The organism is Streptomyces sp. NPDC001507 (assembly GCF_042894765.1).
GTDB lineage: Bacteria > Actinomycetota > Actinomycetes > Streptomycetales > Streptomycetaceae > Streptomyces.
In genome coordinates this window covers 873,077-894,587 of record NZ_JBIAVV010000001.1, presented here as the reverse complement: position 1 = coordinate 894,587, position 21,511 = coordinate 873,077, and the positions used below count along the sequence as shown (strand labels likewise).

Sequence of the window (21,511 nt, the reverse complement as noted above, 5' to 3'; positions counted from 1 at the left end):
GCGTCAAGCGGTGAAGTGGTGCGTGCCGGAGCCGACTTGGTAGACCGCGCAGCCGTCCTCCCGGCGCAGGAAGGTGCCGTGCGTGCGGGTCACCTGCTTCGGCGTGTCCGTCGGGATCCAGAGCTCGGCGGTCGTGTTCGTAGTGGTTGAACGAGTTCATGGCCGAGTGCTGGAAGCTGCGGTAGGGCCGGATGGACTCCCAGCGCTCCCACATCGTGGTGGAGCCCCGGTCGATCTGGTAGCCCCAGCTCGGGAAGGTGCGTTGCTGCGGCAGCCGGTAGGCGACGTCGGTGTGCCTGGTGTGGGTCAGCACGGGCAGCAGCCGGGGCGTGCCGAGGAAGCCGGTGGACAGGTGCCAGTCCCCGGCCTCGATCAGGGCGACGAGGCGTAGGGCGGCGGGGAGGAGGTCTGATCGACGGATCACGAGGCCCCGATCAACGGGTCCGCCCCGGCCGCCGTCCGTGGCCGGCCTGCGGTCCGACAAGGCCATCCGGCAAGGCCCGGAGCACCCGCGCCCCTCCCAGGCGGTCAGGCGGGAAGCTCTGGAGCAAGGCGTGGACGACCTCCAGGCCACCGAAGCGGTCCGTCGGGCCTGCCGCCTGGCGAGCAGGGCGGCCCGCCTGACCTCCGGGCGGGCGCGCAGTCCGGGCCGGGGATCGGGTGCCGTGTCGAGCAGCTGGTCGGCTTCTTCCGGGCTCCTACCGTTGCTGCGGGCTGCGGTCGTCGTGGTGCCGGTCGTCTCGGGGGCCCCTCGAGGTCGGGAACTCGGGTCCGGGTGAGCGGGGTGCGGGGGCGGCCCCGCGCAGTCGCGACAGCAGCAGCGCGGCGGCGAGCAGCCCGGCGCAGACGCAGGAGGAGAGCGCGTACGCGGCGCGTGGGCCGCTGCCCCCGGGCGGGCCGGAGGCGGAGTGCAGATAGACCGCCGACACGGCGCTGACGCAGACGGCCGCCGCGATGCGCTGGGCCATCTGGAGGATGCCGCCACCCACGCCGGCGGCCTCGGCCGGCGCGTGCTGAAGGACCTGGGTCTGGTTGGGCGAGACGGAGAGACCGCCGGCCGCGCCCGACAGCAGTTGGGTCACGGCGAGGAGGATCGGCAGGGCGCCGGACGGCACGAGGAGCGCGGCCACCGCCCCGCCCAGCGCGGCGCAGACGCCCAGCGCCAGGCCGACGTTGACCGTGCGCGGTCCGATCCGCCGCACCAGCCGCCAGGCCAGTGCCGAGCAGACGCCCATCGCGATCGCCGAGGGGAGCGAGATCGCCGCCGTGAGGAGGGCGGACAGACCGAGCCCGTCCTGGAGGAAGACGGTGAGCACGAGGGACGCGGCGATCGAGGAGCCGAACTGGGCCATGGCGACGGCCGTGCCCAGCATGTACGGCCTCGACGACGCGAGCGCCGGATGGACCAGCGGCACCCGGCCCCCGCGCACCCGCAGCCGCTGGTGCACGGTGAACGCGCAGGCCAGGGCGGCCACTCCGGCCGCCCACAGGAGTGCCGCTCCCCCGCTGTCCGGTGTGCGGATGAACGGCACCATCAGAGTCAGTGTGCATCCGCAGGCCAGGGCGAGGCCGAGGACGTCCAGCCGGGAGTCGCGGGCCGTGCGGCGGGGCGGTGGCAGCCAGCGGGCCGCGAGGAACAGGGTGAGCACCGCGCACGGCGCGCTCAGCAGGAGGCAGTACCGCCAGCCTGTCTCGGCTCCGAGTCCGGCGACCAGCACGCCGCCGAGCGGTGGGCCGAGGGCCGCGGCGACGCCGCCCGTCACCGCGTACAGCCCGAGCGCCCGGCCGCGGTCGACCCCGTGGAACACGTCCTGGATGGTGCCGATCACCTGGGAGTTGACGAGCCCCGCGGCGGCGCCCTGCACCAGCCGCGCGGCGATCACGGTCCCCGGCCCACCGCCGGTCGCGGCCGTCACCCCCGCAAGGAGGAAGACGGCCACGCCGGCGAGGAAGAACCGCTTGCGTCCATGGAGGTCGCCCAGGCTGCCCCCGGGGACCAGGGCCAGCCCGAAGGCGAGTGAGTAGCCGGCCACGATCCACTGGACGTCCGCCGCACCGGCCCCGAGCGAGTGCCGCATGCTCGGGACGGCGATGTTCAGAACCGCTTGGTCCAGCAAGGTGGTTGCCCCTGCGGCCAGGCACACCAGCAGGACCCGCCGGGCGGCGCGGTCTTCTCCCGGGAGCATTCAGGCGGACCGCTGGGTGACGCCCGCGTCCGGCTCCACACCGAGGACCTTGCGGTAGACGCGCTCCCCGTCGCCGTAGTCGTCGACCGCGTAGTGCCAGGTGGCCCGGTTGTCCCAGAGGACGAAGTCGCCGGGCTTCCAGCCGAACCGGATCGTGTAGTCGGGCGAGGAGGCGTGCCGGAGCAGATGGTCGAGCAGCACCTTGCTCTCGGCCGGGGTCACTCCGGTGAGCTGCCTGGCCGAGCTGCTGATGAAGAGGCCCTTGCGTCCGGTGGTCGGGTGGGTGAGGACGACCGGGTGCTCGACGGGTTCGCCGGGAGCGTTCTTCCTGCTGCCCTGCGCGTAGTTCTCCGCATTGCCGTCGTAGAGGGCGCCGACCGATTCCAGCAGCACCTTGAAGGGTTCGGACAGGTCGTCGTACGCGGCCTGGAGGTCCGCCCACAGAGTGTGACCGCCCAGCTCGGGCACCACCTCGTAGGTCAGCGACTCGATCGCGAACACGGGGTCGCGCCACAGGCCACCGATGTGCCAAGTGCTGGCCTTGCCGGTCTGCTTGACGTTGTACGGGTAGACCAGCGGGTTGGCCGGGTGCTTCACGGCGGTCGGGTGGTCGAAGGGCCGCGCGAAGAGGGCGACGGCGGCCACCTGCTGGTCGGGGGTGAGGTGCTGGCCGCGGAACACGAGGACCTTGTGCTCGCGGAACGCCCGGCGCAGTTCCTCGGCGGTGGCCTCGTCGACGGGCGCGGTGAGGTCGACGCCGGCGATCTCGGCGCCGAAGCGTGGGCCTGCCTTGCGGATGTCGATATGGGCGACGGTGGTCATGACGTTCTCCTTCGTCTCCGGCGGGTGCGGGTGCGTGATCAGGAGGTCCTGGGCGGCCGGGGCAGCCCGAGGTGGTCGCGGAGCGTGGTGCCCGTGTAAGCGGTGCGGAACAGGCCGCGGCGGCGCAGTTCGGGGACGACCAGACCGGCGAAGTCGTCCAGCGTGCCCGGCAGATAGGGGAAGACGACGTTGAAGCCGTCGGCGGCGCGGCCGTGGAACCATTCCTCGATGTGGTCGGCGATCTGCTCCGGAGTGCCGGTGATCGTCCGCTCGTCGTCCGCGAAGCGCCGGACCAGGTCGCGGATGGTGAGGTGGTCGCGGCGGGCGTCCTCGTAGATCTGCTGTTGCGCGGTCTGCGACTGGTTGGAGACCGGGAGTTCGGGGAGCGGTCCGTCCAGGGGGTAGGGGCTGAGGTCGAAGCCGCCGAGCCAGTACGAGAGGTCGGCCAACGCCACCTGCGGGGGCAGGAGTTCGATGAGGCGGGCGTGTTTCTCGCGGGCCTCGGACTCGGTCGGCGCGGTGATGACGGACAGCGCCGGGAGGACCTTGAGGTGGTCGGGGTCGCGGCCGTGGGCGGCGGCGCGCTCCTTGATCTCCGCATAGAACTCCTGGGCCCGGCCGAGGTCCTTGATGCCGGAGAAGATCACGTCGGCGATGCGCGCGGCGAGGTTCTTGCCCGCCTCGGAGGCGCCCGCCTGCACGATGACCGGGTGCCCCTGCGGGGGCCGGGCGATGTTGAGGGGCCCGGCGACCTTGAGGTGCTTGCCCTCGTGGTTCAGGGCGTGCAGCTTGGCCGGGTCGAAGTAGATGCCGTCGGCCTGGTCGTGGCGGAAGGCGTCGTCCTCGAAGGAGTCCCAGAGCCCGGTGACGACGTCGTGGAACTCCTCGGCGCGCTCGTAGCGGGTGGCGTGGTCGAGGTGGCTGTCGAGGCCGAAGTTCTGGGCCTCTCCGTCGTTGAGGGAGGTCACCACGTTCCAGCCGGCCCGGCCACCGGAGATGTGGTCGAGGGACGCGAAGGTGCGGGCCACGTGGTAGGGCTCGTTGTAGCTGGTCGAGGCGGTGGCGATGAGGCCGATCCGGGAGGTGCCGGCGGCGAGCGCGGCGAGCAGGGTGGTCGGTTCGAAGGAGTCGTTGACCACGCTGACCCGGCTCAGCACGTCCTCGCTCGCGAACGGCACGCCGACGAGGTCGGCGAGGAACACCGCGTCGAACGCGGCCCGTTCGGCGGTCCGGGCGAAGGAGAGGACCTCCCTGATGTTCACCCCCGCATCGGCGGCGGTGTCCGGGTGCCGCCAGGCGGCCAGGTACTCCCCCGGCGGCTTGAGGAAGGCGTTGAGGTGGAGCTGGTCGCCACGGCTTCGGTCGGCCCGGCTTCGGCCGGCCCGGCTTCGGCCGGCCCGGCTTCGGCCGGTGTCGCTTCGCTCGGTGCGGCGGCTCATCGTCCGGTCTCCTGGAGGCGTCGGTCACGGGCGGCGGGCCGCGGCAGTCCGAGGTTCTCGCGCAGGGTGGTGCCCTCGTACTCGGTGGGCAGCAGTCCGCGCCGCTGGAGGAGGGGCACCACCTGGTCGACGAAGTCCTCGGCGGGTCCGGGCAGATAGGGGAAGGAGATGTTGAAGCCGTCGGCGGCGTAGGCACGGAACCAGGTCTCGATGTGGTCGGCGATCTGCTCGGGCGTGCCGGCCACCGCCGCCCCCGCGGCGAACCGATGGGCGAGCTGACGTATCGTCAACTTCTCGTCATGGGCCAGTTTCAGGAGCAGATCGCGGCGCGACTTGCTGCGGTTGGTCTCGGGGATGTCGGGCAGCGGACCGTCCACCGGGTGGTCGGTCAGATCCAGGTCACCGATGTTGTCCTGGACGAGGCGGCGGGCGACGTCGTCGTGGATGAGGTCCTGGAGTTCGGCGAGCCGTCGCCGGGCCTCGGTCTCGGTGGGCGCGACGAGCGGGGTGAGGCCGGGCCAGACCAGGACGTGGGCGGGGGCCCGGCCGTGGGCGGCGGCCCGTGCCTTGATGTCCGCGTAGAAGGCCTGGGCGGCGCCCAGTTCGTGCTGCGTCGTGAAGAGGACCTCGCCGTGCCGGGCCGCGAACTCCCGTCCGGTCTCCGAGGATCCGGCCTGGAACACCACCGGGTGGCCCTGCGGCGGCCGGGAGATGTTCAACGGGCCCCGGACGGCGAAGTGTTCACCGCGGTGGTGGGGGGTGTGCAGTCCTGCCGGGTCGTAGTAGCGGCCGCCCTCCTTGTCCCGTACGACCGCCTCGTCGTCGTAGCTGTCCCAGAGCGCCTTGACGACCTGTACGAACTCGTCGGCTCGCCGGTAGCGCAGCTCGTGTTCGAGGTGGCTGTCGTAGCCGAAGTTCGCGGCCTCCAGGGGGACGACGGAGGTGACCACGTTCCAGGCCGCGCGGCCGCCCGAGATGTGGTCCAGGGAGGCGAACTTGCGGGCGATGTGGAAGGGGTGGTTGTAGGTCGTGGTCGCCGTCGCCGCCAGGCCGATGTGCTCGGTCACCAGGGACAGCGCGGCCAGCAGGGTCAGCGGTTCGAAGTGCTCGGCGCGGCCGGTGCGGGACAGGGAGTCCAGTTGGTGTCCCCAGAGGGCGACGACGTCGGCGACGAACAGGGCGTCGAACCTGCCGCGTTCGAGGGTGCGGGCCAGGTCGGCGTGGAAGGCGAAGTCGAGCTGTCCGTCGGGGCGGGCGTCGGGGTGCCGCCAGCCGGCGATGTGACCGCCCGAGCCGTGGACGAGGGCGCCCAGGCTGAGGCGGCGTGCGGGGTGCGAGGTCATGCGGTCCTCCCGGTCAAACGGGCAGCCGGGGTACGGCGGCCAGCAGGCGGCGTGTGTACGGGTGGCGGGGCTCGGCCAGCACGGTGGCGGCCGGCCCCTGTTCGACGGCTCGGCCGTCCTTCATCACCAGCACGTCGGTACAGAGCCGCCGTACGACGCCGATGTCGTGGGAGACGAGCAGCAACGTCAGCCCGTAGGCCTCGGCGAGGTCGTCGAGGAGGGCGAGGATCTGTGCGCGCACCGACACGTCGAGGGCGCTGAGCGGTTCGTCGCCGACGAGGACCGTCGGGCCGGGGGCCAACGCCCGCGCCAGGGCGATGCGTTGACGTTGGCCGCCGGAGAACTCGTGCGGATACCGGCCGCGCACGGACGGGTCCAGGCCGACGGCGCGCAGCAGTTCGTCCACCCGGTCGTCGTGGTCGCCGGGCAGCCGCAGGCACTCCAGCGGCTCGGCGACGATGTCGCGGACGGTGGCGCGCGGGTCTAGGGAGCCCATCGGGTCCTGGAGCACCACCTGGACCTCGCGCCGGAACCAGGGCAGCCGGCCCGGCTTCACCTCGCGCCCCCGGAAGTGCACGGTCCCGGAGTCGGGCCGGTCCAGGGCGAGCAGCAGCCGGGCCAGGGTCGACTTGCCGGCGCCGGACTCCCCCACGATGCCGAGGCTGCGGCCTTCGCGCAGCTCGAGTGACACGTCCTGGACGGCGTGGCGGTGGACGGCCGGGGCGAACAGCGAGGTGCGCGGCAGCCGGAAGCTGCGGCTGAGGCCGGTGCCCTTCAGCAGCTCGGTCATCGGGTGACCTCCTCCGATCCGGTGGCGCGGGCGGCCGCCACCAGCTGCTGGGTGTACGGGTGTTGCGGGTGCCGTACGAGGGAGTCGGTGGCGCCCTCCTCGACGATCCGCCCGTCCTTGAGCACGGCGGCCCGTGGGCACAACCGGGCGACGACGGCGAGGTCGTGGCTGATGAACAGCAGTGCGGTGCCGTGCTCACGGACGAGTTCGTCGATGAGGGCGAGCATGTCGGCCTGGACGGTGACGTCGAGGGCGGTGGTGGGTTCGTCGGCGATCAGCAGCGCCGGGCGGGTGGCGAGGGCCATGGCGAGTCCGACGCGCTGGCGCTGGCCGCCGGAGAGCTGGTGGGGCCAGGAGCGGACGGCGAGTTCCGGGTCCGGCAGACCCACCTGCGCGGCGAGTTCGACGGCTGCGGTCGCGGCCCGGCGCCGGTTCAGACCGCGGTGCAGCCGCAGCGGCTCGGAGAGCTGTCTGCCGATGCGCATCAGGGGGTTGAGCGCGCTCATGGGCTCCTGGAAGACCATGGCCATGCGCTCGCCGCGCAGCCGGGACAGGGCGCGGTCGCCGAGCCCGAGCAGTTCCTGGTCGCCGAAGCGGACGCTGCCGGTGGCCCGGGCGCCCTCGGGCAGCAGGCCCAGCACCGCGAGGGCGGTCAGCGACTTGCCGGAGCCGGACTCGCCGATCAGCGCGAGCCGTTCCCCGGGGGCGAGCTCGAAGCCGACCTCGTCGACGACGGTGGCACCGCCGATCCGCACGCTCAGGTCGCCGACCGTCAGCAGGCTCATGCCGCCGCCTCCCGGACCTGCGGGCGGCTGTCCGCCGCCTCCCGGACCCGCAGGCGCGCGTCGGCGGCCTCGCGCAGCCCGTCCCCGAGCAGGTTGAACCCGAGGACGGAGGCGGCGACGGCGAGTCCTGGCCAGATGACGAGCAGCGGGCGGGCGGCGATGTACTGCTGCTGCTCGTGCAGCATGCGCCCCCAGGAGACCGCGGGCGCCGGCGCCCCGAACCCGAGGAACGACAGGGCCGCCTCGGCGAGCACCGCCACGGAGAGCACGAGCGAGAGCTGCACCACGAGGGTGGGCGCGATGTTCGGCAGCAGGTGCTTGCGGACGGAGCGCCAGGTGCCGGACCCGGCGGCGTGGGCGGCGAGCACGTAGTCGGTGTTCAGCACCCGCCCGGCCTCGGCGCGGGCGACCCGGGCGAGGTTGACGCCCGTCCCGATGCCGACGGCACCCACCACGGTCCAGGTGGAACCGCCGTACACCGCGGTGAGGATCATCGCGATCAGCAGCACGGGGAAGGCGATCAGCACGTCGGTGAGCTGGACGACGGCGGCGCCGATCCAGCGCGGCACCAGCACCGCCGTCAGCGCCAGGGCGAGCCCCACGACGGCGGCGACGGCGGCCGCGAGGACGGCGGTGAGCAGGGTGGCGCGGGCGCCGGCCAGCAGCTGGCTCAGCTCGTCGCGGCCCAGCCGGTCGGTGCCGAGGACATGGCCGCCGGAGAACGGCAGCAGCCAGCCGTCCTGCGGACGCGCGAGGGTGGGGTCGTACGGCGTCCACACCAGGGAGACCAGCGCGGACAGGACGAGGACGCCGACGAGGACGGTCCCGGCGAGACCGCTTCGGCTGTGCAGCAGCGCGCGGGCGACGACGGGGATTCTCATACCGCGCTCCGCAGTCTCGGGTCGATCAGCCGGTGGGCGAGGTCGACCAGGAAGCCGATGACGAGGACGGCGCCGGTGAGCAGCAGGACCTCGCCCTGCACCTTGTCCAGGTCGCGGTTGCCGACGTCCGTGATCAGCATCTGGCCAATACCGGGCAGCACGAAGACCTGCTCCACGACGACCGCGCCCGCGATCAGCGCGGCGATCTGCAGACCGAGCACCGACACCACCGGGACGGCCGCGTTGCGCAGCCCGTGCCGTACCAGTGCGCCGGTGCGGGTGTGGCCCTTGGCTCGGGCGGTGCGCAGCCAGTCCTGGTGCAGGACGTCGAGGACGGCGGAGCGGACGAACCGCAGCAGGACGGCGCCCTCGGACAGGGCCAGCGTCAGCCACGGCAGGACCAGGCTGCGCAGCGCCTGCCCCGGCTCGTGCCAGCCGTCCACGGGGAAGCCTTGGGCGGGCAGCCAGCGGACCTGGACCGCGAGGACCACGACCAGCAGCAGCCCGACCCACAGGGTGGGCAGCGCGATGCCGAGCTGCCCGAGGGCGTTGACCGCGCTGCCGAGCCGTGACTCGCGGCGGACGGCGGCGAGGATGCCCAGGGGGACGGCGAAGGCGAGCGCGAGGACGACGGCGCCCGCGGCGAGCGGCCCGGTCACGGCGAACTTCTCGGCGAGCTGCCCGGAGACGGACGTGCCGTCCAGGGCGGACCGCCCGAAGTCGCCGGTGACCACACCCCCGATCCAGCTGCCGTACTGGGCGACCAGGGGCCGGTCCAGGCCCAGGTCGTGGCGGACGGCCGCGACCTGGGCCGGGGTGGCCTTGATGCCGCCGATGGTCTGGGCGACGTCGCCGGGCAACAGCCGCAGCACCAGGAAGATCAGCACGCTGGCGGCGAACAGGGACACCACGAGGAGCGCGGCCCGGCGCACCACGTACAGGGTCACGCGGGCCTCACTTCTTCGCCACGGCGAGGTCCGCGAGGTCGTAGCGGTTGCTGGTGAAGTTCCGCGGCACGCCGGTGACTCCGGTGCGGACCACGGTGAGGGTCTGGTTGACGTACAGCCAGTCGGCGGCGGCGTCTTCGGATACCTGCCGGGCCGCCTTCTTCAGCAGGGCGTCGCGGTCGGCGTCGCCGGTGGCGGTCTGGGCGGCGGCGTACCACTTCTGGACGTTCGCGTTGTCGTAGCCGAAGTAGTAGGCGGGGTTGGCGAAGTTGCTCAGGTCGCGGGCCTCGGCGTGGTCGACGAGGCTGAGCTGGTAGTCGTGCTTGGTGTAGACGGAGTCGAGCCAGGTCTGGAACTCGACCTGCCGCACCGTGAGTTGGATGCCGACCTGCTTCAGCTCGGAGGCCAGGTAGTCGCCGATCTCCGTCGGGTAGATGTTGGGGATCTGCACGGTGAGCTTGAGGCCGCTGCCGTGACCGGCCTGCTTCAGCAGCGCCTTGGCGCTCGCGGGGTCGTAGGCGTCGACGGCGGTGAGGTCCTCGTAGCCGGGGTCGGTGGCCGGGACCGGGCCGCCGACCAGCTTCGCCGCGCCGCCCAGGGTCTTGACGAGGCCGGCGTTGTCGATGGCCCGGCGGATGGCGCGCCGTACCCGCACGTCCTTGGTCGGTCCCGAGGCGTTGTTGAACGCGAGGGTGAACTTGTCGGTGGTGTCGCCGCGCAGCACCGTGTATTTGCCGGTGTCGGCGAACGGCTGGAGCAGGGTGGCGTCGGCGGCGGTCTCGATGTCGGTCTGGCCGGTCTGCTGGGCGTTGTTGGCGGCGTTGCCGTCCTTGATGTAGTGGAAGACGACCTTGGCGACCTTGGCCTTCTTCCCCCAGTAGGCGTCGTTCCGGACGAAGGTGATGGACGAGCCGCGCTTCCAGTCGCCCAGCTTGAACGGCCCGGTGCCGTTCTCCTTCCCGGCTAGGGAGGAGAAGGCCGTGCCCTTCTTGAAGACGATGCCGGCCCGTTCGGTCAGCCCCCAGGTGAAGCCGGTGTCACGGTGCTTGAGCGTGACGACGACGGTGTGGTCGTCGGTGGCCGAGACACTCTTGACGGAGGCGAGCGCCGCCGCGTCGGGGTTCTTCGAACCGGCCGCGGTGACCTGCTGCAACGACCAGACTGCGTCGGCCGCGGTGACCTTGCTCCCGTCGTGGAAGGTGGCGTTCTTCGCGAGGTGGAAGGTGTAGGTGAGTCCGTCCGACGACTGCTCGTAGGACGTCGCCAGGCTCTGCTGGATCTTGTTGTTCTCGTCGCGGGTGAGCAGGCCCTGGTAGACGTTGTCGAGCAGGATCTGGTCGAGGGCCGCGCCCGCCGTGTCGGCGATGTCGAGGCTGGTGGGCTCCAGGACGAGGCGTACGTCGACGGTGGCGCCGGTGTCGATGGCGGTGGGCTGGGCCGCCTGGCTGGTCTGTCCGGCGTTCGCGGGGTCGTCGGCCGTGCCGGTGCCGCAGGCGGTCGCGGCCAGTCCGGCGAGGACCGCGGTGGCGGCGAGGCGGAGGGCGGTGCTGCGGCGCATGGCGGGTCGGGCTCCTCGGGCGCGTGCGGTGGGGTTCATACGGCGGCCGCTCTCAGGCCTGCTTCGAGGTCGGCGATCAGGTCGTCGACGCCTTCGATGCCGACCGACAGCCGCACCAGGCCGGGGGTGACCCCGGCCGCGGCCTGCTGGGCGGGGTCCAGCTGGGCGTGGGTGGTGGAGGCGGGGTGGATGACGAGGCTGCGGACGTCGCCGATGTTCGCGAGATGGCTGAACAGCCGGACCCCCTCGACGAAGCGCCGGCCCGCCTCCAGACCGCCATCGAGCTCGAAGGCGAGGACCGCTCCGGCGCCGCGCGGCAGATAGCGCTTGGCCTGGGTCTGCCAGGGGCTGGAGGGCAGTGCCGCGTAGTGCACCCGCGTCACCTGGGGCTGCTCCTCCAGCCGGGTCGCGAGCGCGTGGGCGTTGGCGACATGCCGTTCGATGCGCAGGCTGAGCGTCTCCAGGCCCTGCAGGAGCAGGAAGCTGTTGAAGGGGGAGACGGCAGGCCCCAGGTCCCGCACCAGCCGGGTGCGCAGGCGCAGCGCGTAGGCCAGCCCCAGGTCCGCGAAGGAGTCCCAGAAGGACAGCCCGTTGTAGGTCGGGTCCGGGCCGGTCAGTCCGGGCCAGCGGCCGGGATCCGCGCCGAAGTCGAAGCGCCCGCTGTCCACGACGACGCCGCCGATGCCGGTGCCGTGGCCGGACAGGAACTTGGTGGTGGAGTGCACGACGATGTCGGCGCCGTGTTCGAGGGGCCGCAGCAGGTAGGGGGTGAGCACGGTGTTGTCGACGACGAGCGGGACACCGGCCTCGTGGGCGATGCGGGCGACCGCCTCGGTGTCGAGGACGTTGCCGCGCGGATTGCCGAGGGTCTCGCCGAAGAACGCCTTGGTGGTGGGCCGTACGGCCGTGTACCAGGCGCCCAGGTCGTCCGGGTCGTCGACGAAGGTGACGTCGATGCCGAAGTCGGCGAACGTGTGCTCAAGGAGGGTGCGGGTGCCGCCGTACAGGGACGACGAGGCGACGACGTGGTCACCCGCGCGGGCCAGGTTGAGCAGGGCGAGGCTGGTCGCGGCCTGCCCGCTGGCCACGGCGACCGCCGCCGAACCGCCCTCCAGGGCGGCGATCCGCTCCTCCGCCACCGCGGTGGTCGGGTTCGACAGCCGGGTGTAGGCGTGGGTGGCGAGGTCGGCGAGTTCGAAGGCCGCGGCGGCGTGCCCGGTGTCCCGGAAGACATAGCCGGCGGTCGCGTGGATCGGTACGGCCCGCGCGCCGGTGGCCGGGTCGGGGACCGCGCCGGCGTGCACCTGCCGGGTCTCGAAGCCCCAGTCGGCGGCGCTCATCGGCCGCTCTCCCGCCTGGCGAGGACATCCGACCACCAGCGTTCGGCGACCCGTGGATGTGAGCGGAGCCAGCCGACGACCGCGTTCTCGCCGAAGGCGGCGAGCAGCGGGTTGTCCGGGTCGTCGGTGACGCCCCGGCTCAGCGCGGCCAGTTCGGCGGGGAGTTCCAGCGGTTTGACCACCGCGTCCAGGCGCGGGCCGAGGAAGAAGGGGATCGAGTAGCGGTCGACGCCCTGCTGCGGGCTGACGACCCGGTGCTGAGTGGCTTTCAGGTAGCCCTGGGTGGCGATCTCCAGCATCTCGCCGATGTTGAACACGAAGGCGTCGGGCACCGGCACGGCGTCGATCCAGCCGCCGTCCTCCCGCTGCACCTGGAGTCCGCCGACGTCGTCCTGCTGGAGCAGGGCCAGGTAGCCGTAGTCCTTGTGCGCGCCCACCCCCTGGTCGGCGTCCTGAGCCACGCGCGGCGGATAGTGCACGATCTTCACGTGGACGGCCGCCTCGTCGTCGAACCACTGGTCGAAGTAGCCCTCGTCCTGTCCGAGCGCGGCCGCGAGGGCGCGCAGCACCTCACGGCTGACCCGCAGCGCCTCCGCCTGCCAGCGCAGCACGATGTCCTTCAGCTCCGGCAGCGCGGACGGCCACTGGTTCGGACCGATCAGGCGCAGGTAGTCGGGGTCGTCCGGGCCGGTGTCGAGCGCCGCGCGCTCCGGGCCGATGTCGATCTGCTCCCGCCAGTCGGCGCTGCCCGCTGTGTACTCGGTGCCGGTGCGTGTATAGCCGCGGAACTGGGGCGAGTTGAGGTTCTCGATCTCCAGTCGCTGCTGCTCGGGCAGGGCGAAGAAGGCGCGTGCCGCGGTCAGCGCCTCGTCGCGGAGTGCTGCGGGGACACCGTGTCCGGTGACGTAGAAGAAGCCCACCTCATGGGCCGCGGACCGGAGTTCGGCGAGAAAGGCGGCCCGGTCCGTGCCGGGGGCGCGGAAGCGGGAGATGTCGATGAGGGGCAGGGCTGTGAGTTGTGCCATGGAAGTTCCTTCGCGGCAACGACGGCCGACAATGCCTCACGGGCCGCCCCTGGATGCGGGGTGGTCGAGGGCTGCGGGAAAGAGCAGACAGGAAGAGAGGAACGCGGTCGCGGGCCGTGGGACGGCGGTCAGCAACAGACCTGGTCGAACTGGTCGGCGCGGCGGCTCACCCAGAACGGGTCGAGCAGCACCGTGTGTGCCGGGCCAGTGGTCTCCATGGCCGGATGAAAGCACACCCGGGATGGATGCGTCCACCATGCGTTCCGCCGGGTCCGGGCGTTCCGGGGCGGTGTTGACGCCGGTGGAACAGCCGATCTACGGTGAGCGCGAGCTACGAGTTCCGGTGATCAAGCCCTGGCTGGCCGGACGGCAACCCTCGACGCAGTGGGGTGCCCCAGGTGAAGGCTCGGCGGATCTCTTCTTTCTGCAAGTGCGCTCACATCGGCCCCGAGGCGGGCCAGAACCCGGGAGGACGGCATGGCGAGAGCCCTGATGCTGTGCTCCCGTCTCCATGTCGACCTGCTGCTGGTGTCCAGCTGTCTGTGTCAGGGCTGATCCCGCCCTCCGCCGGCCGGCAGCGCAACCGCCCGTCGGTGTAACTCCCCTTTTTCCCACGTGATCTTGCACGCCTTGGCACAGCCCTCCGCCAGGGCTGGTTCACGCACCCCGACGCGGAAGCAGAGACAACTGATGGCACCCCACAGCGGCCCGACGCCGAACAGACCCCGTCGCTCCGGCCTCGGCGCGATCTCCCTCGGAACGGCGTTCCTGGTGGCGCTGACCGGCTGCACGAGCAGCAAGGACGGCAGCACCGCGAGTTCCGGGTCGGCGATCACGGTCGGTACGACCGACCAGGTCACCAGCCTCGACCCGGCCGGTGCGTGGGACGCCGGCTCCGGCACCGTCGAGAGCGAGGTCTACGCGACCCTGCTCAGCCAGAAGAACGGCTCAGCGGAGGTCTCCCCGGACCTGGCCACCGGGATCAAGCTGACCGGGCCCAAGGAGTACACGGTCACCCTCCAGAAGGGCCTGAAGTTCGCCAACGGTCACGACCTCACCTCCTCCGACGTCAAGTTCAGCTTCGACCGGGACCTGAAGATCGCCGACGAGAACGGCCCGTCCTCGCTGCTCTACAACCTCGCCTCGGTCGCCGACCCGGACCCGGCCACGGTCGTCTTCACCCTCAAGTCGGCCGACGACACGCTCTTCCCGCAGGTGCTGTCCACGGCCGCCGGCTACATCGTGGACGAGCAGGTGTTCCCCGCGGACAAGATCCTCGACGACAAGTCGATCGTCGCGGCCAGGCCGTGGAACGGGCCGTACGGCATCAAGAGCTACGACAAGAACTCACTGGTGTCCTTCGCGGCCAACGCCGGCTACAAGGGACAGCTGGGCACGCCGAAGACCAGGAACGTCCGGCTCAAGTACTACACGGACGCCGGCAATCTGAAGCTCGACGTCCAGCAGGGCACCATCGACGCCGTCTACCGCACGCTCACCACCACCGACCTGGACGACCTCGCCAAGCAGAAGGACGTCAAGGTCCACACCGGCTCCGGCAACGGCATCCGCTACATCGTCTTCGACCTGGCGAGCCAGCCCTTCGGCACCAAGACGAAGAACGCCGACGCCAAGAAGGCCCTCGCGGTCCGGCAGGCGGTCGCGGACTCCGTCGACCGGTCCCAACTCGCCCAGCAGGTCTACAAGAACACCTACCAGCCGCTCTACAGCTCCGTGCCGGACGGCCTGACCGGCGCCACCCCCTCCTTCAAGTCGCTCTACGGCGACAAGAAGGGCGGTCCCGACACGGCGGCCGCGGCGGCCCGGCTGAAGGCGGCGAAGGTGAGCACTCCGGTCACGCTCAACATCCAGTACAACAGCGACCACTACGGCTCGTCGTCGGCCGACGAGTACGCGCTGGTCAAGTCCCAGCTGGAAGCCACCGGGCTGTTCAAGGTGAACCTGCAGTCCACCGAGTGGACCCAGTACGGCAAGGACCGTGTCAAGCATCTCTACCCGCTCTACCAGCTCGGCTGGTACGCCGACTACCTCGACGCGGACGACTACCTCTCGCCCTTCTACTCGGCCAACAGCTGGGTCGCCAACGGCTACGACGACTCCGCCGTGCGTGCGCTGATCAAGAAGGAGGAGACCGAGACGGACGCCGCGCAGCGGACCGGACTGCTGAAGCAGGCGCAGGACAAGGCAGCCGCGCAGGTGCCGCTGCTGCCGCTGCTCCAGGGCTCCACCGCCATCGTCACCCGCACCGACGTCAGCGGTGTGCCGGCCGAGCTGGACGCGACGTACCAGTTCCGCTGGGCGGGGCTCTCGAAGAAGTGAGCGCTCTGACGCAGGAGACCCCCGGCGCCGCCGCCACCCCGGCCGACGGCGCCGCCGGGTACGGGTTCGCCCGCTACCTGGTGGTCCGCTTCCTCCTCATCATCCCCACCGTGCTGATCCTGGTCAGCCTGGTCTTCTTCCTGATGCGGCTGACCGGCGACCCGATCAGCGCCGCCTTCGGCGACCGCCTCACTCCGGACCAGCTCCAGGCCAAGCTTCACCAGGCGGGCTACGACCGGCCGTTGCCCACCCAGTACCTGGACTACCTGCGCTCGCTGGCCACCGGCGACTTCGGCCGTACGGTCACCGACAACCAGCCGGTCACGCACGTCCTCGGCACCTACGGCGCCGCGACGGTCGAACTCGCCTGCTACGCACTCCTGGTGGCCCTGGTGACCGGCGTCCCGCTGGGCATGGTGGCGGCCTCCTACCGCGACCGGGCACCCGACGCGGTCCTGCGCCTGTTCGCGATCCTGACCTATGCGACACCCGTGTTCTTCGGGGGCCTGCTGCTGAAGCTGGTCTTCGCGATCTGGCTCGGCTGGCTGCCCTCCTCGGGCCGCGCGAGCACCGGAGTCCAGCTCTTCCTGCAGGACCAGACGAGCACGACCGGCGTGTACCTGATCGACGCGCTGCGCAGCGGCGACGCCACGGCGATCGCGGACGTGCTCCGGCACGCCGTACTGCCCGGACTGGCCCTCGGCCTGTTCGTGGCCGGCGTGCTGCTCCGGCTGGTGCGCACGAACCTGATCGGCACGCTCTCCGCCGAGTACGTCGAGGCCGCGCGCTCCCGGGGCGTGGCCCCGCTGCGCCTGGTCACCCGGCACGCCACCCGGCCCGCGCTGATCCCCGTCGTCACCGTTCTGGGACTCCAGGTCGCCGGGCTCCTCGGCGGTGCCGTGCTCACCGAGACCACCTTCGAGTGGAAGGGCCTCGGCTACGAGCTCGCCCACTATCTGACGGTCCGTGACTTCCCAGCCGTGCAGGGCATCGTGGCCCTGTTCGCCGTCGTCGTGGCGGTGACGAACTTCCTCGTCGACGTCGTCGCCGCGCTGATCGATCCGCGAGTGAGGTACTGAGTCATGGCGCTGGTTCTGGCACGACGGCTGCCGCTGCGGCTGCGGACGGGCGCGGGGGTGCAGCGGGCCATGCTGGTCACCGGCCTGGTCCTGACGGGGCTGTTCCTCCTCACCGCCCTGCCGGGACCGTTGCTCGCCCCGCACGGCTACGCCCAACTCCGCGACGGCGCTGGTCTGTTCGGCTCCCAGCAGGCTCCGAGCGGCGCCCATCCCCTGGGCACGACCATCGCCGGGTACGACGTCCTGTCCCGGACGGTCTGGGGTGCGCGCACCGCGCTGCTGATCATCGTCGCCGCCCTGCTGCTCTCGGCGGTGCCGGGCACTGTGCTCGGGCTGCTCTCCGGCTACCTCGGCGGCAGGCTGGACCGGCTCCTGGTGGGGCTGGCGGACGCGCTGTACGCGTTCCCTCCGCTGCTGCTCGCCATCGTCATGTCGATCGTGATCAGCGGCGGCCAGTCGAGCCTCGTCGGCGGTCTCGGCGCCGCCTCCTGCTCGGTCGCCGTGTCCTTCGTACCGCAGTACTTCCGCGTCGTACGGGCCGAGGTGATCCGGGTGAAAGCGGAGCCGTTCGTCGACGCGGCCCGGGTGATCGGCACGGGACCGTGGCGGATCATGACCCGGCACGTGCTGCGCAACTCGGTGCGCACCCTGCCGCTGATCTTCACGATCAACGCGTCGGAGGCCATCCTCACCCTCGCCGGCCTCGGTTTCCTGGGCTTCGGCATCGAACCCAACTCCGCCGCGGAGTGGGGCTACGACCTCAACCGCGCGGTCGCCGACGTCACTTCGGGTATCTGGTGGACGGCGATCCCGCCTGGACTGGGCATCGTCCTCACGGTCCTGGGCACGACCCTGCTCGGCGAGAGCCTCACCGACCTGGCCGACCCACGGCTGCGGCGCCGCGCCGGTACGTCCGCCGCTCCCACGGACGGAGGCGGGGACGATGAGTGACCTGCTGCGCATCGAGGACCTGTACGTCGACTTCGCCACCGATGCCGGCCCGGCGCCCGCCGTCCGGGGGGTCAGCCTGTCCGTCGCCCCCGGCGAGGTGCTGGCCCTGGTCGGCGAGAGCGGCAGCGGCAAGACCGTCACCGCCCGGTCGGTCCTCGGTCTGCTGCCCGGCACCGCGGCCGTCCGCGGCCGTGTGCTGCTCGGTGACGGCACCTCGGAACCCGCGGAGGACGTGTTCACCGCGTCCCCGGCCCGGCTGCGCGCCCTGCGCGGCACGCACGCCGCGATGGTCTTCCAGGAGCCCTCCACCGCGCTGAACCCCGTCTTCACCATCGGCTGGCAGCTCACCGAGGGGCTGCGTGCCCACGGGCGCGGCGGCAGCAGGGCCGAACGGCGGGCGCTCGCCGTGGAGTGGCTCGACAAGGTCGGCATCCCCGACCCGGCCACCCGCGTGGACCACTACCCGCACCAGCTGTCCGGCGGCCAGAAGCAGCGCGCGGTCATCGCCATGGCCCTCGCCCTGGGCACCCGGCTCATCGTCGCCGACGAACCGACCACCGCCCTGGACGTCACCGTCCAGGCGGAGATCCTGGAGCTGCTCCACCGCTGCCGCACCGACTTCGGCACCGCCGTCCTGCTCATCACCCACAACATGGGCGTCGTCGCCGACCTCGCCGACCGGGTGGCGGTCATGCGGGCGGGGCAGGTGGTCGAACAGGCGCCGGTGCGCGGTCTGTTCTCCGCACCGGCCCACCCGTACACCCGAGAACTCCTGACCGCCGTACCGGACTTCGGTACCAGCGGGCGGGCCCGGCCGTCGGCCGCGGCGAGCCGGGAGGAGCACCCGGCCGTCCGTGCCTCCCGGCTGGTCGTCGACTACCCGGGGCGGCTGGGGCGCAGGGGCTTCCGGGCGGTGGACGGGGTCAGCTTCGAGATCCGGCAGGGTGAGGTGCTCGGGCTGGTCGGCGAGAGCGGCAGCGGGAAGACCACCATCGGGCGGGCGATCGCCGGGCTGACCGCGGTGACGGGCGGGCAACTGGAGCTGTTCGGCGAGCCGTTGCCGCGAACGTCACGGAAGTCGAAGCCGGCCCGGTTGACCCGCACGCCACGGAAGTCGAGGACGGCAGGGCGGATCGGGTACGTCTTCCAGGACCCCGCCACCAGCTTCAACCCCCTGCTGACGATCGCCGAGAGCGTCGCGGAGCCGCTCGTCGTGCACCGGCGGGAGCTGGGCGCGCGGGAGATCCGGGCGCGGGCCGAGGCACTGCTGGAAGCGGTGCACCTTCCCCGCGCCTACGCGGACCGCTACCCGCACGAACTCAGCGGAGGCCAGCGCCAGCGCGCCGGCCTCGCCCGGGCGCTCGCGCTGCGGCCCGGGCTGCTGATCGCGGACGAGCCGACCTCGGCGCTGGACGTGTCCGTGCAGGCGAAGGTGCTCGATCTGTTCGGGGAGCTCCAGCGGGAGCTGGGCTTCGCGGCGCTGTTCGTCAGCCACGACCTGGCCGTGGTCGAACAGGTCGCCGACCGGGTGGTGGTACTGCACCGGGGACGGATCGCCGAGGAGGGTCCCACCGGCCAGGTGCTCGGCAGTCCGCAGGACGACTACACCCGCCGGCTCGTGGCCGCCCTGCCCGTACCCGACCCGGTCCGGCAGGCGAGGCGTCGGCATCGCCCCGTGGAGGAAGGAGTGGCCGGCTCATGAGCGACGGCACACTGATCGATGAAGTACTGCGCAGCACACCCGTCTTCGACGGGCACAACGATCTGCCGGTGGCGCTGCGCGCGCGGGCCGGCTACAGCGTCGAAGGCCTCGACGACGGCCGCCCCGGCCTGCACACCGATCTGCCCCGGCTGCGCGCCGGAGGGGTCGGCGCGCAGTTCTGGTCGGTGTACGTCTCGTCCAGGCTGCCCGAACCCGAGGCCGTGGTGGCCACCCTGGAGCAGATCGACGCCGTCTACCGGCTCGCCGCCCGCTACCCAGACACCCTGCGGATCGCCTACACGGCGGCGGACGTCGAGCGGGCGTTCGCCGAGGGACGCATCGCCTCCCTGCTCGGCGTCGAGGGCGGCCACAGCCTCGCCGAGTCGTCCGGGGTACTGCGCTCGTACGCCCGGCTCGGGGTGCGGTACGTGACCCTCACGCACAACGACAACACCTCCTGGGCGGACTCGGCCACCGACGTGCCGGCGGTCGGCGGTCTCAACGACACCGGCCGGGCGATCGTCGCGGAGCTGAACCGCACCGGCGTCCTCGTGGACCTCTCCCACGTCGCCGAGTCCACGCAGCGCGCGGCCCTCGCCGTGTCGACCGCTCCGGTCCTGTTCAGCCATTCCTCGGCCCGAGCGCTCAACGACCACCCCCGCAACGTGAGCGACGCGGTGCTGGAACTGCTCCCGGGCAACGGGGGCGTGGTCCAGCTGACCTTCGTGCCGTACTTCGTCTCCGCCGACGTCGCCGACTGGGGACGGGCGCTCCAGGAGGAACGCGTACGCCTCGACCTGCCCGCCGTGCCCTGGGGATGGCCGCGCGCACCCCGCCCCGGCGAGGATCCGGCGCAGGTGGCCGAGGAGCACGCGGAGGCTTTCGGCGCGGCGCCCGACGACCGGCTGAAGACGTGGCTCGACACCCACCCGCGCCCCGAGGTGACGGTCGCCCAGGTCGCCGATCACGTGGAGCACGCCCGTGAGGTGGCCGGGGTGGACCACATCGGTCTCGGCGGCGACTACGACGGGGTGGACCATCAGCCGGCCGGCCTCGCCGACGTCTCCGGCTATCCGGTCCTGCTGCGCGAACTCGCCGACCGGGGCTGGTCCCGGCCCGAACTGGAGGCCCTGACCGGCCGGAACGTCCTGCGAGTCCTGCGCGCCGCCGAGGAACGGTCCACCGAGCCGCTGTGGCCTACGGTCCCACTGCGCTGAGCATCCGTTCACGACTCACCCTCCCCCCGCCGCCCGGTCGACGTGCAGCAGCGCATCGCCCGGCGTTGGAGGACCGTCCCCCCGGCCCCCTGCACGTGGTGGGGCTCTGCGCGGGTCGGGGGCGCGACATGCCGGGAGTGCTGCCCGGTCACCCACGTGGTCAGGACGTGCGAACTCAAGGACTGGCGAGGGAGCACCACTTCGCTACGACAAGCCCCGGCACCCGCGGTCACGTACCGGCCGACGGGCTTGGCCCGTAGTAGGCGTTGATGGGTGCGCGTGCCTCGTCGGGCAGCAGCCGCTGCACCACCTCCTCGCCGAGCGCCGGGAGATCCTGGAGTGCCTGCGCACCACCGGCGACGACTGCTACACCCTGCAAGTGGCCGCGACCTCCATGGAGCACCTGGAGACCCTCGTGGACGAACTGGCCGGCTTCGGCAGCACGATCACGAGCGTCGCCTACAACCGGACACTGCCCCACCGCGGACCCGACCGTCCCCGACCGGCAGCCGACCGCAGCCGTACGACCGCTGACCGGTAGCCACTCTTCGCGGGCCCCGTTCAGCGTCCGCCGGGGTGGTCAAGCCGATCGAGGAGCAGGGCGAGCGAGTCCTGCGGGGCTTGGCCGGCTGTGTCGATGACGATGTGATCCCGGTTCCACGGCTGGTAGTCACGGTCGAGAACCTGCTGCCAGTCGGGCAGCGGCAGGTCAGGGATGTCGATCGTTCGAGTGGTCACGCGCTCCCGGTGTTCGGCAGGGTCCGAGCAGATGACCTCCACCTCGATGACAGGAGCGGCCGCCTGGAATCCCACGCTCTGCCAGCTGTCGCGGGTGACGGCCAGGGGATTCACCGATTCCGCGATCACGGTGAGCCCTTGCCGGAGATGTTCCTCGGCCAGGGCGTATCCGATGACGTAGCCGGCTGGTCCGACGGGGTGCTGTGCCAGGCCGGAACGGACGAGGGCCTGTTCGATGGTGTCCACGCGCAGGTGAACCGCGTCGATGCGTGCGGCCAGCAGTCGCGCCAGGGTGGTCTTGCCTGTGCCGGGCAGGCCGCCGATCACGATGAGCATGTGCTCATCGTGCCGGAGCCGTTCCGTTCCTG

17 protein-coding genes, 2 pseudogenes and 1 riboswitch are annotated in these 21,511 nt (G+C 71.8%); of the genes and pseudogenes, 6 read left to right on the top strand and 13 right to left on the bottom strand.

Annotated elements, in window-relative coordinates:
* Positions 1-3: 3 nt before the first annotated feature.
* From ACFY0K_RS04120 to ACFY0K_RS04065, 12 genes and pseudogenes are all read right to left on the bottom strand, one after another.
* A pseudogene (locus ACFY0K_RS04120) lies at positions 4-400 on the bottom strand (hypothetical protein); the annotation flags it as partial.
* Between the two features lie 298 nt (positions 401-698).
* Positions 699-2,186 carry an MFS transporter gene (locus ACFY0K_RS04115; protein ID WP_390638481.1) on the bottom strand — a complete coding sequence of 496 codons (1,488 nt, stop codon included), beginning with the start codon at positions 2,184-2,186 and terminating at the stop codon, positions 699-701.
* Positions 2,187-3,008 carry a TauD/TfdA dioxygenase family protein gene (locus ACFY0K_RS04110; RefSeq protein WP_390638480.1) on the bottom strand — a complete coding sequence of 274 codons (822 nt, stop codon included), beginning with the start codon at positions 3,006-3,008 and terminating at the stop codon, positions 2,187-2,189.
* A 38-nt stretch (positions 3,009-3,046) separates the two neighbouring features.
* Positions 3,047-4,447 carry an LLM class flavin-dependent oxidoreductase gene (locus ACFY0K_RS04105; RefSeq protein ID WP_390638479.1) on the bottom strand — a complete coding sequence of 467 codons (1,401 nt, stop codon included), beginning with the start codon at positions 4,445-4,447 and terminating at the stop codon, positions 3,047-3,049.
* Positions 4,444-5,790, bottom strand: a complete 1,347-nt coding sequence (locus ACFY0K_RS04100) for an LLM class flavin-dependent oxidoreductase (protein WP_390638478.1) — start codon at positions 5,788-5,790, stop codon at positions 4,444-4,446. Before ACFY0K_RS04100 ends, ACFY0K_RS04105 begins: the two co-directional genes overlap by 4 nt.
* 13 nt (positions 5,791-5,803) lie before the next feature.
* Complete coding sequence (locus tag ACFY0K_RS04095; RefSeq protein WP_390638477.1) at positions 5,804-6,580, bottom strand: ATP-binding cassette domain-containing protein; 777 nt, start codon at positions 6,578-6,580, stop codon at positions 5,804-5,806.
* Positions 6,577-7,365 carry an ATP-binding cassette domain-containing protein gene (locus tag ACFY0K_RS04090; RefSeq protein WP_390638476.1) on the bottom strand — a complete coding sequence of 263 codons (789 nt, stop codon included), beginning with the start codon at positions 7,363-7,365 and terminating at the stop codon, positions 6,577-6,579. Before ACFY0K_RS04090 ends, ACFY0K_RS04095 begins: the two co-directional genes overlap by 4 nt.
* A complete protein-coding gene (locus tag ACFY0K_RS04085) occupies positions 7,362-8,246 on the bottom strand; it encodes an ABC transporter permease (protein ID WP_390638475.1) in 885 nt (294 codons plus the stop codon). The genes ACFY0K_RS04090 and ACFY0K_RS04085 overlap by 4 nt, the downstream gene beginning before the upstream one ends.
* Entirely contained in the window at positions 8,243-9,193 is a 951-nt protein-coding gene (locus ACFY0K_RS04080; protein WP_390638474.1) for an ABC transporter permease, read from the bottom strand. The genes ACFY0K_RS04085 and ACFY0K_RS04080 overlap by 4 nt, the downstream gene beginning before the upstream one ends.
* 7 nt (positions 9,194-9,200) lie before the next feature.
* Entirely contained in the window at positions 9,201-10,751 is a 1,551-nt protein-coding gene (locus ACFY0K_RS04075; protein ID WP_390638473.1) for an ABC transporter substrate-binding protein, read from the bottom strand.
* A 35-nt stretch (positions 10,752-10,786) separates the two neighbouring features.
* On the bottom strand, positions 10,787-12,091 hold the full coding sequence (locus tag ACFY0K_RS04070; protein WP_390638472.1) for an O-acetylhomoserine aminocarboxypropyltransferase/cysteine synthase family protein: 1,305 nt from the start codon (positions 12,089-12,091) through the stop codon (positions 10,787-10,789).
* A complete protein-coding gene (locus ACFY0K_RS04065) occupies positions 12,088-13,116 on the bottom strand; it encodes an isopenicillin N synthase family dioxygenase (protein ID WP_390638471.1) in 1,029 nt (342 codons plus the stop codon). Before ACFY0K_RS04065 ends, ACFY0K_RS04070 begins: the two co-directional genes overlap by 4 nt.
* Positions 13,117-13,445: 329 nt before the next feature.
* Positions 13,446-13,555: riboswitch (SAM riboswitch) on the top strand.
* 251 nt (positions 13,556-13,806) lie between these two features.
* Between ACFY0K_RS04065 and ACFY0K_RS04060 the strand changes: the two genes are divergently transcribed.
* The 6 genes and pseudogenes from ACFY0K_RS04060 to ACFY0K_RS04035 form a co-directional block, all read left to right on the top strand.
* On the top strand, positions 13,807-15,456 hold the full coding sequence (locus tag ACFY0K_RS04060) for an ABC transporter substrate-binding protein (protein ID WP_390638470.1): 1,650 nt from the start codon (positions 13,807-13,809) through the stop codon (positions 15,454-15,456).
* Positions 15,453-16,535, top strand: coding sequence for an ABC transporter permease (locus ACFY0K_RS04055; RefSeq protein ID WP_390638469.1), 1,083 nt, complete (start codon positions 15,453-15,455; stop codon positions 16,533-16,535). Before ACFY0K_RS04060 ends, ACFY0K_RS04055 begins: the two co-directional genes overlap by 4 nt.
* A 3-nt stretch (positions 16,536-16,538) precedes the next feature.
* A complete protein-coding gene (locus tag ACFY0K_RS04050) occupies positions 16,539-17,486 on the top strand; it encodes an ABC transporter permease (RefSeq protein WP_390638468.1) in 948 nt (315 codons plus the stop codon).
* Positions 17,479-19,188: a dipeptide ABC transporter ATP-binding protein gene (locus ACFY0K_RS04045; protein WP_390638467.1), complete on the top strand. Its 1,710-nt coding sequence runs from the start codon at positions 17,479-17,481 to the stop codon at positions 19,186-19,188. The genes ACFY0K_RS04050 and ACFY0K_RS04045 overlap by 8 nt, the downstream gene beginning before the upstream one ends.
* On the top strand, positions 19,185-20,405 hold the full coding sequence (locus tag ACFY0K_RS04040; RefSeq protein ID WP_390638466.1) for a dipeptidase: 1,221 nt from the start codon (positions 19,185-19,187) through the stop codon (positions 20,403-20,405). The genes ACFY0K_RS04045 and ACFY0K_RS04040 overlap by 4 nt, the downstream gene beginning before the upstream one ends.
* 295 nt (positions 20,406-20,700) lie before the next feature.
* Positions 20,701-20,946, top strand: a pseudogene (locus tag ACFY0K_RS04035) (Lrp/AsnC ligand binding domain-containing protein); the annotation flags it as partial.
* Between the two features lie 20 nt (positions 20,947-20,966).
* Here ACFY0K_RS04035 and ACFY0K_RS04030 read toward each other — a convergent pair.
* The gene (locus ACFY0K_RS04030) at positions 20,967-21,479 is read right to left on the bottom strand and encodes an AAA family ATPase (RefSeq protein WP_390638465.1); all 513 of its coding nucleotides are present in this window, start codon (positions 21,477-21,479) and stop codon (positions 20,967-20,969) included.
* Positions 21,480-21,511: the final 32 nt, after the last annotated feature.

Bases quoted from the DNA above. Each gene is read 5' to 3' on its own strand.
- ACFY0K_RS04040 (WP_390638466.1), top strand. From the start codon at position 19,185: ATGAGCGACGGCACACTGATCGATGAAGTACTGCGCAGCACACCCGTC.
- ACFY0K_RS04030 (WP_390638465.1), bottom strand. From the start codon at position 21,479: ATGCTCATCGTGATCGGCGGCCTGCCCGGCACAGGCAAGACCACCCTG.
- ACFY0K_RS04045 (WP_390638467.1), top strand. From the start codon at position 17,479: ATGAGTGACCTGCTGCGCATCGAGGACCTGTACGTCGACTTCGCCACC.
- ACFY0K_RS04060 (WP_390638470.1), top strand. From the start codon at position 13,807: ATGGCACCCCACAGCGGCCCGACGCCGAACAGACCCCGTCGCTCCGGC.
- ACFY0K_RS04085 (WP_390638475.1), bottom strand. From the start codon at position 8,246: ATGAGAATCCCCGTCGTCGCCCGCGCGCTGCTGCACAGCCGAAGCGGT.
- ACFY0K_RS04110 (WP_390638480.1), bottom strand. From the start codon at position 3,008: ATGACCACCGTCGCCCATATCGACATCCGCAAGGCAGGCCCACGCTTC.
- ACFY0K_RS04075 (WP_390638473.1), bottom strand. From the start codon at position 10,751: ATGCGCCGCAGCACCGCCCTCCGCCTCGCCGCCACCGCGGTCCTCGCC.
- ACFY0K_RS04065 (WP_390638471.1), bottom strand. From the start codon at position 13,116: ATGGCACAACTCACAGCCCTGCCCCTCATCGACATCTCCCGCTTCCGC.
- ACFY0K_RS04050 (WP_390638468.1), top strand. From the start codon at position 16,539: ATGGCGCTGGTTCTGGCACGACGGCTGCCGCTGCGGCTGCGGACGGGC.
- ACFY0K_RS04095 (WP_390638477.1), bottom strand. From the start codon at position 6,580: ATGACCGAGCTGCTGAAGGGCACCGGCCTCAGCCGCAGCTTCCGGCTG.
- ACFY0K_RS04070 (WP_390638472.1), bottom strand. From the start codon at position 12,091: ATGAGCGCCGCCGACTGGGGCTTCGAGACCCGGCAGGTGCACGCCGGC.
- ACFY0K_RS04115 (WP_390638481.1), bottom strand. From the start codon at position 2,186: ATGCTCCCGGGAGAAGACCGCGCCGCCCGGCGGGTCCTGCTGGTGTGC.
- ACFY0K_RS04105 (WP_390638479.1), bottom strand. From the start codon at position 4,447: ATGAGCCGCCGCACCGAGCGAAGCGACACCGGCCGAAGCCGGGCCGGC.
- ACFY0K_RS04090 (WP_390638476.1), bottom strand. From the start codon at position 7,365: ATGAGCCTGCTGACGGTCGGCGACCTGAGCGTGCGGATCGGCGGTGCC.
- ACFY0K_RS04100 (WP_390638478.1), bottom strand. From the start codon at position 5,790: ATGACCTCGCACCCCGCACGCCGCCTCAGCCTGGGCGCCCTCGTCCAC.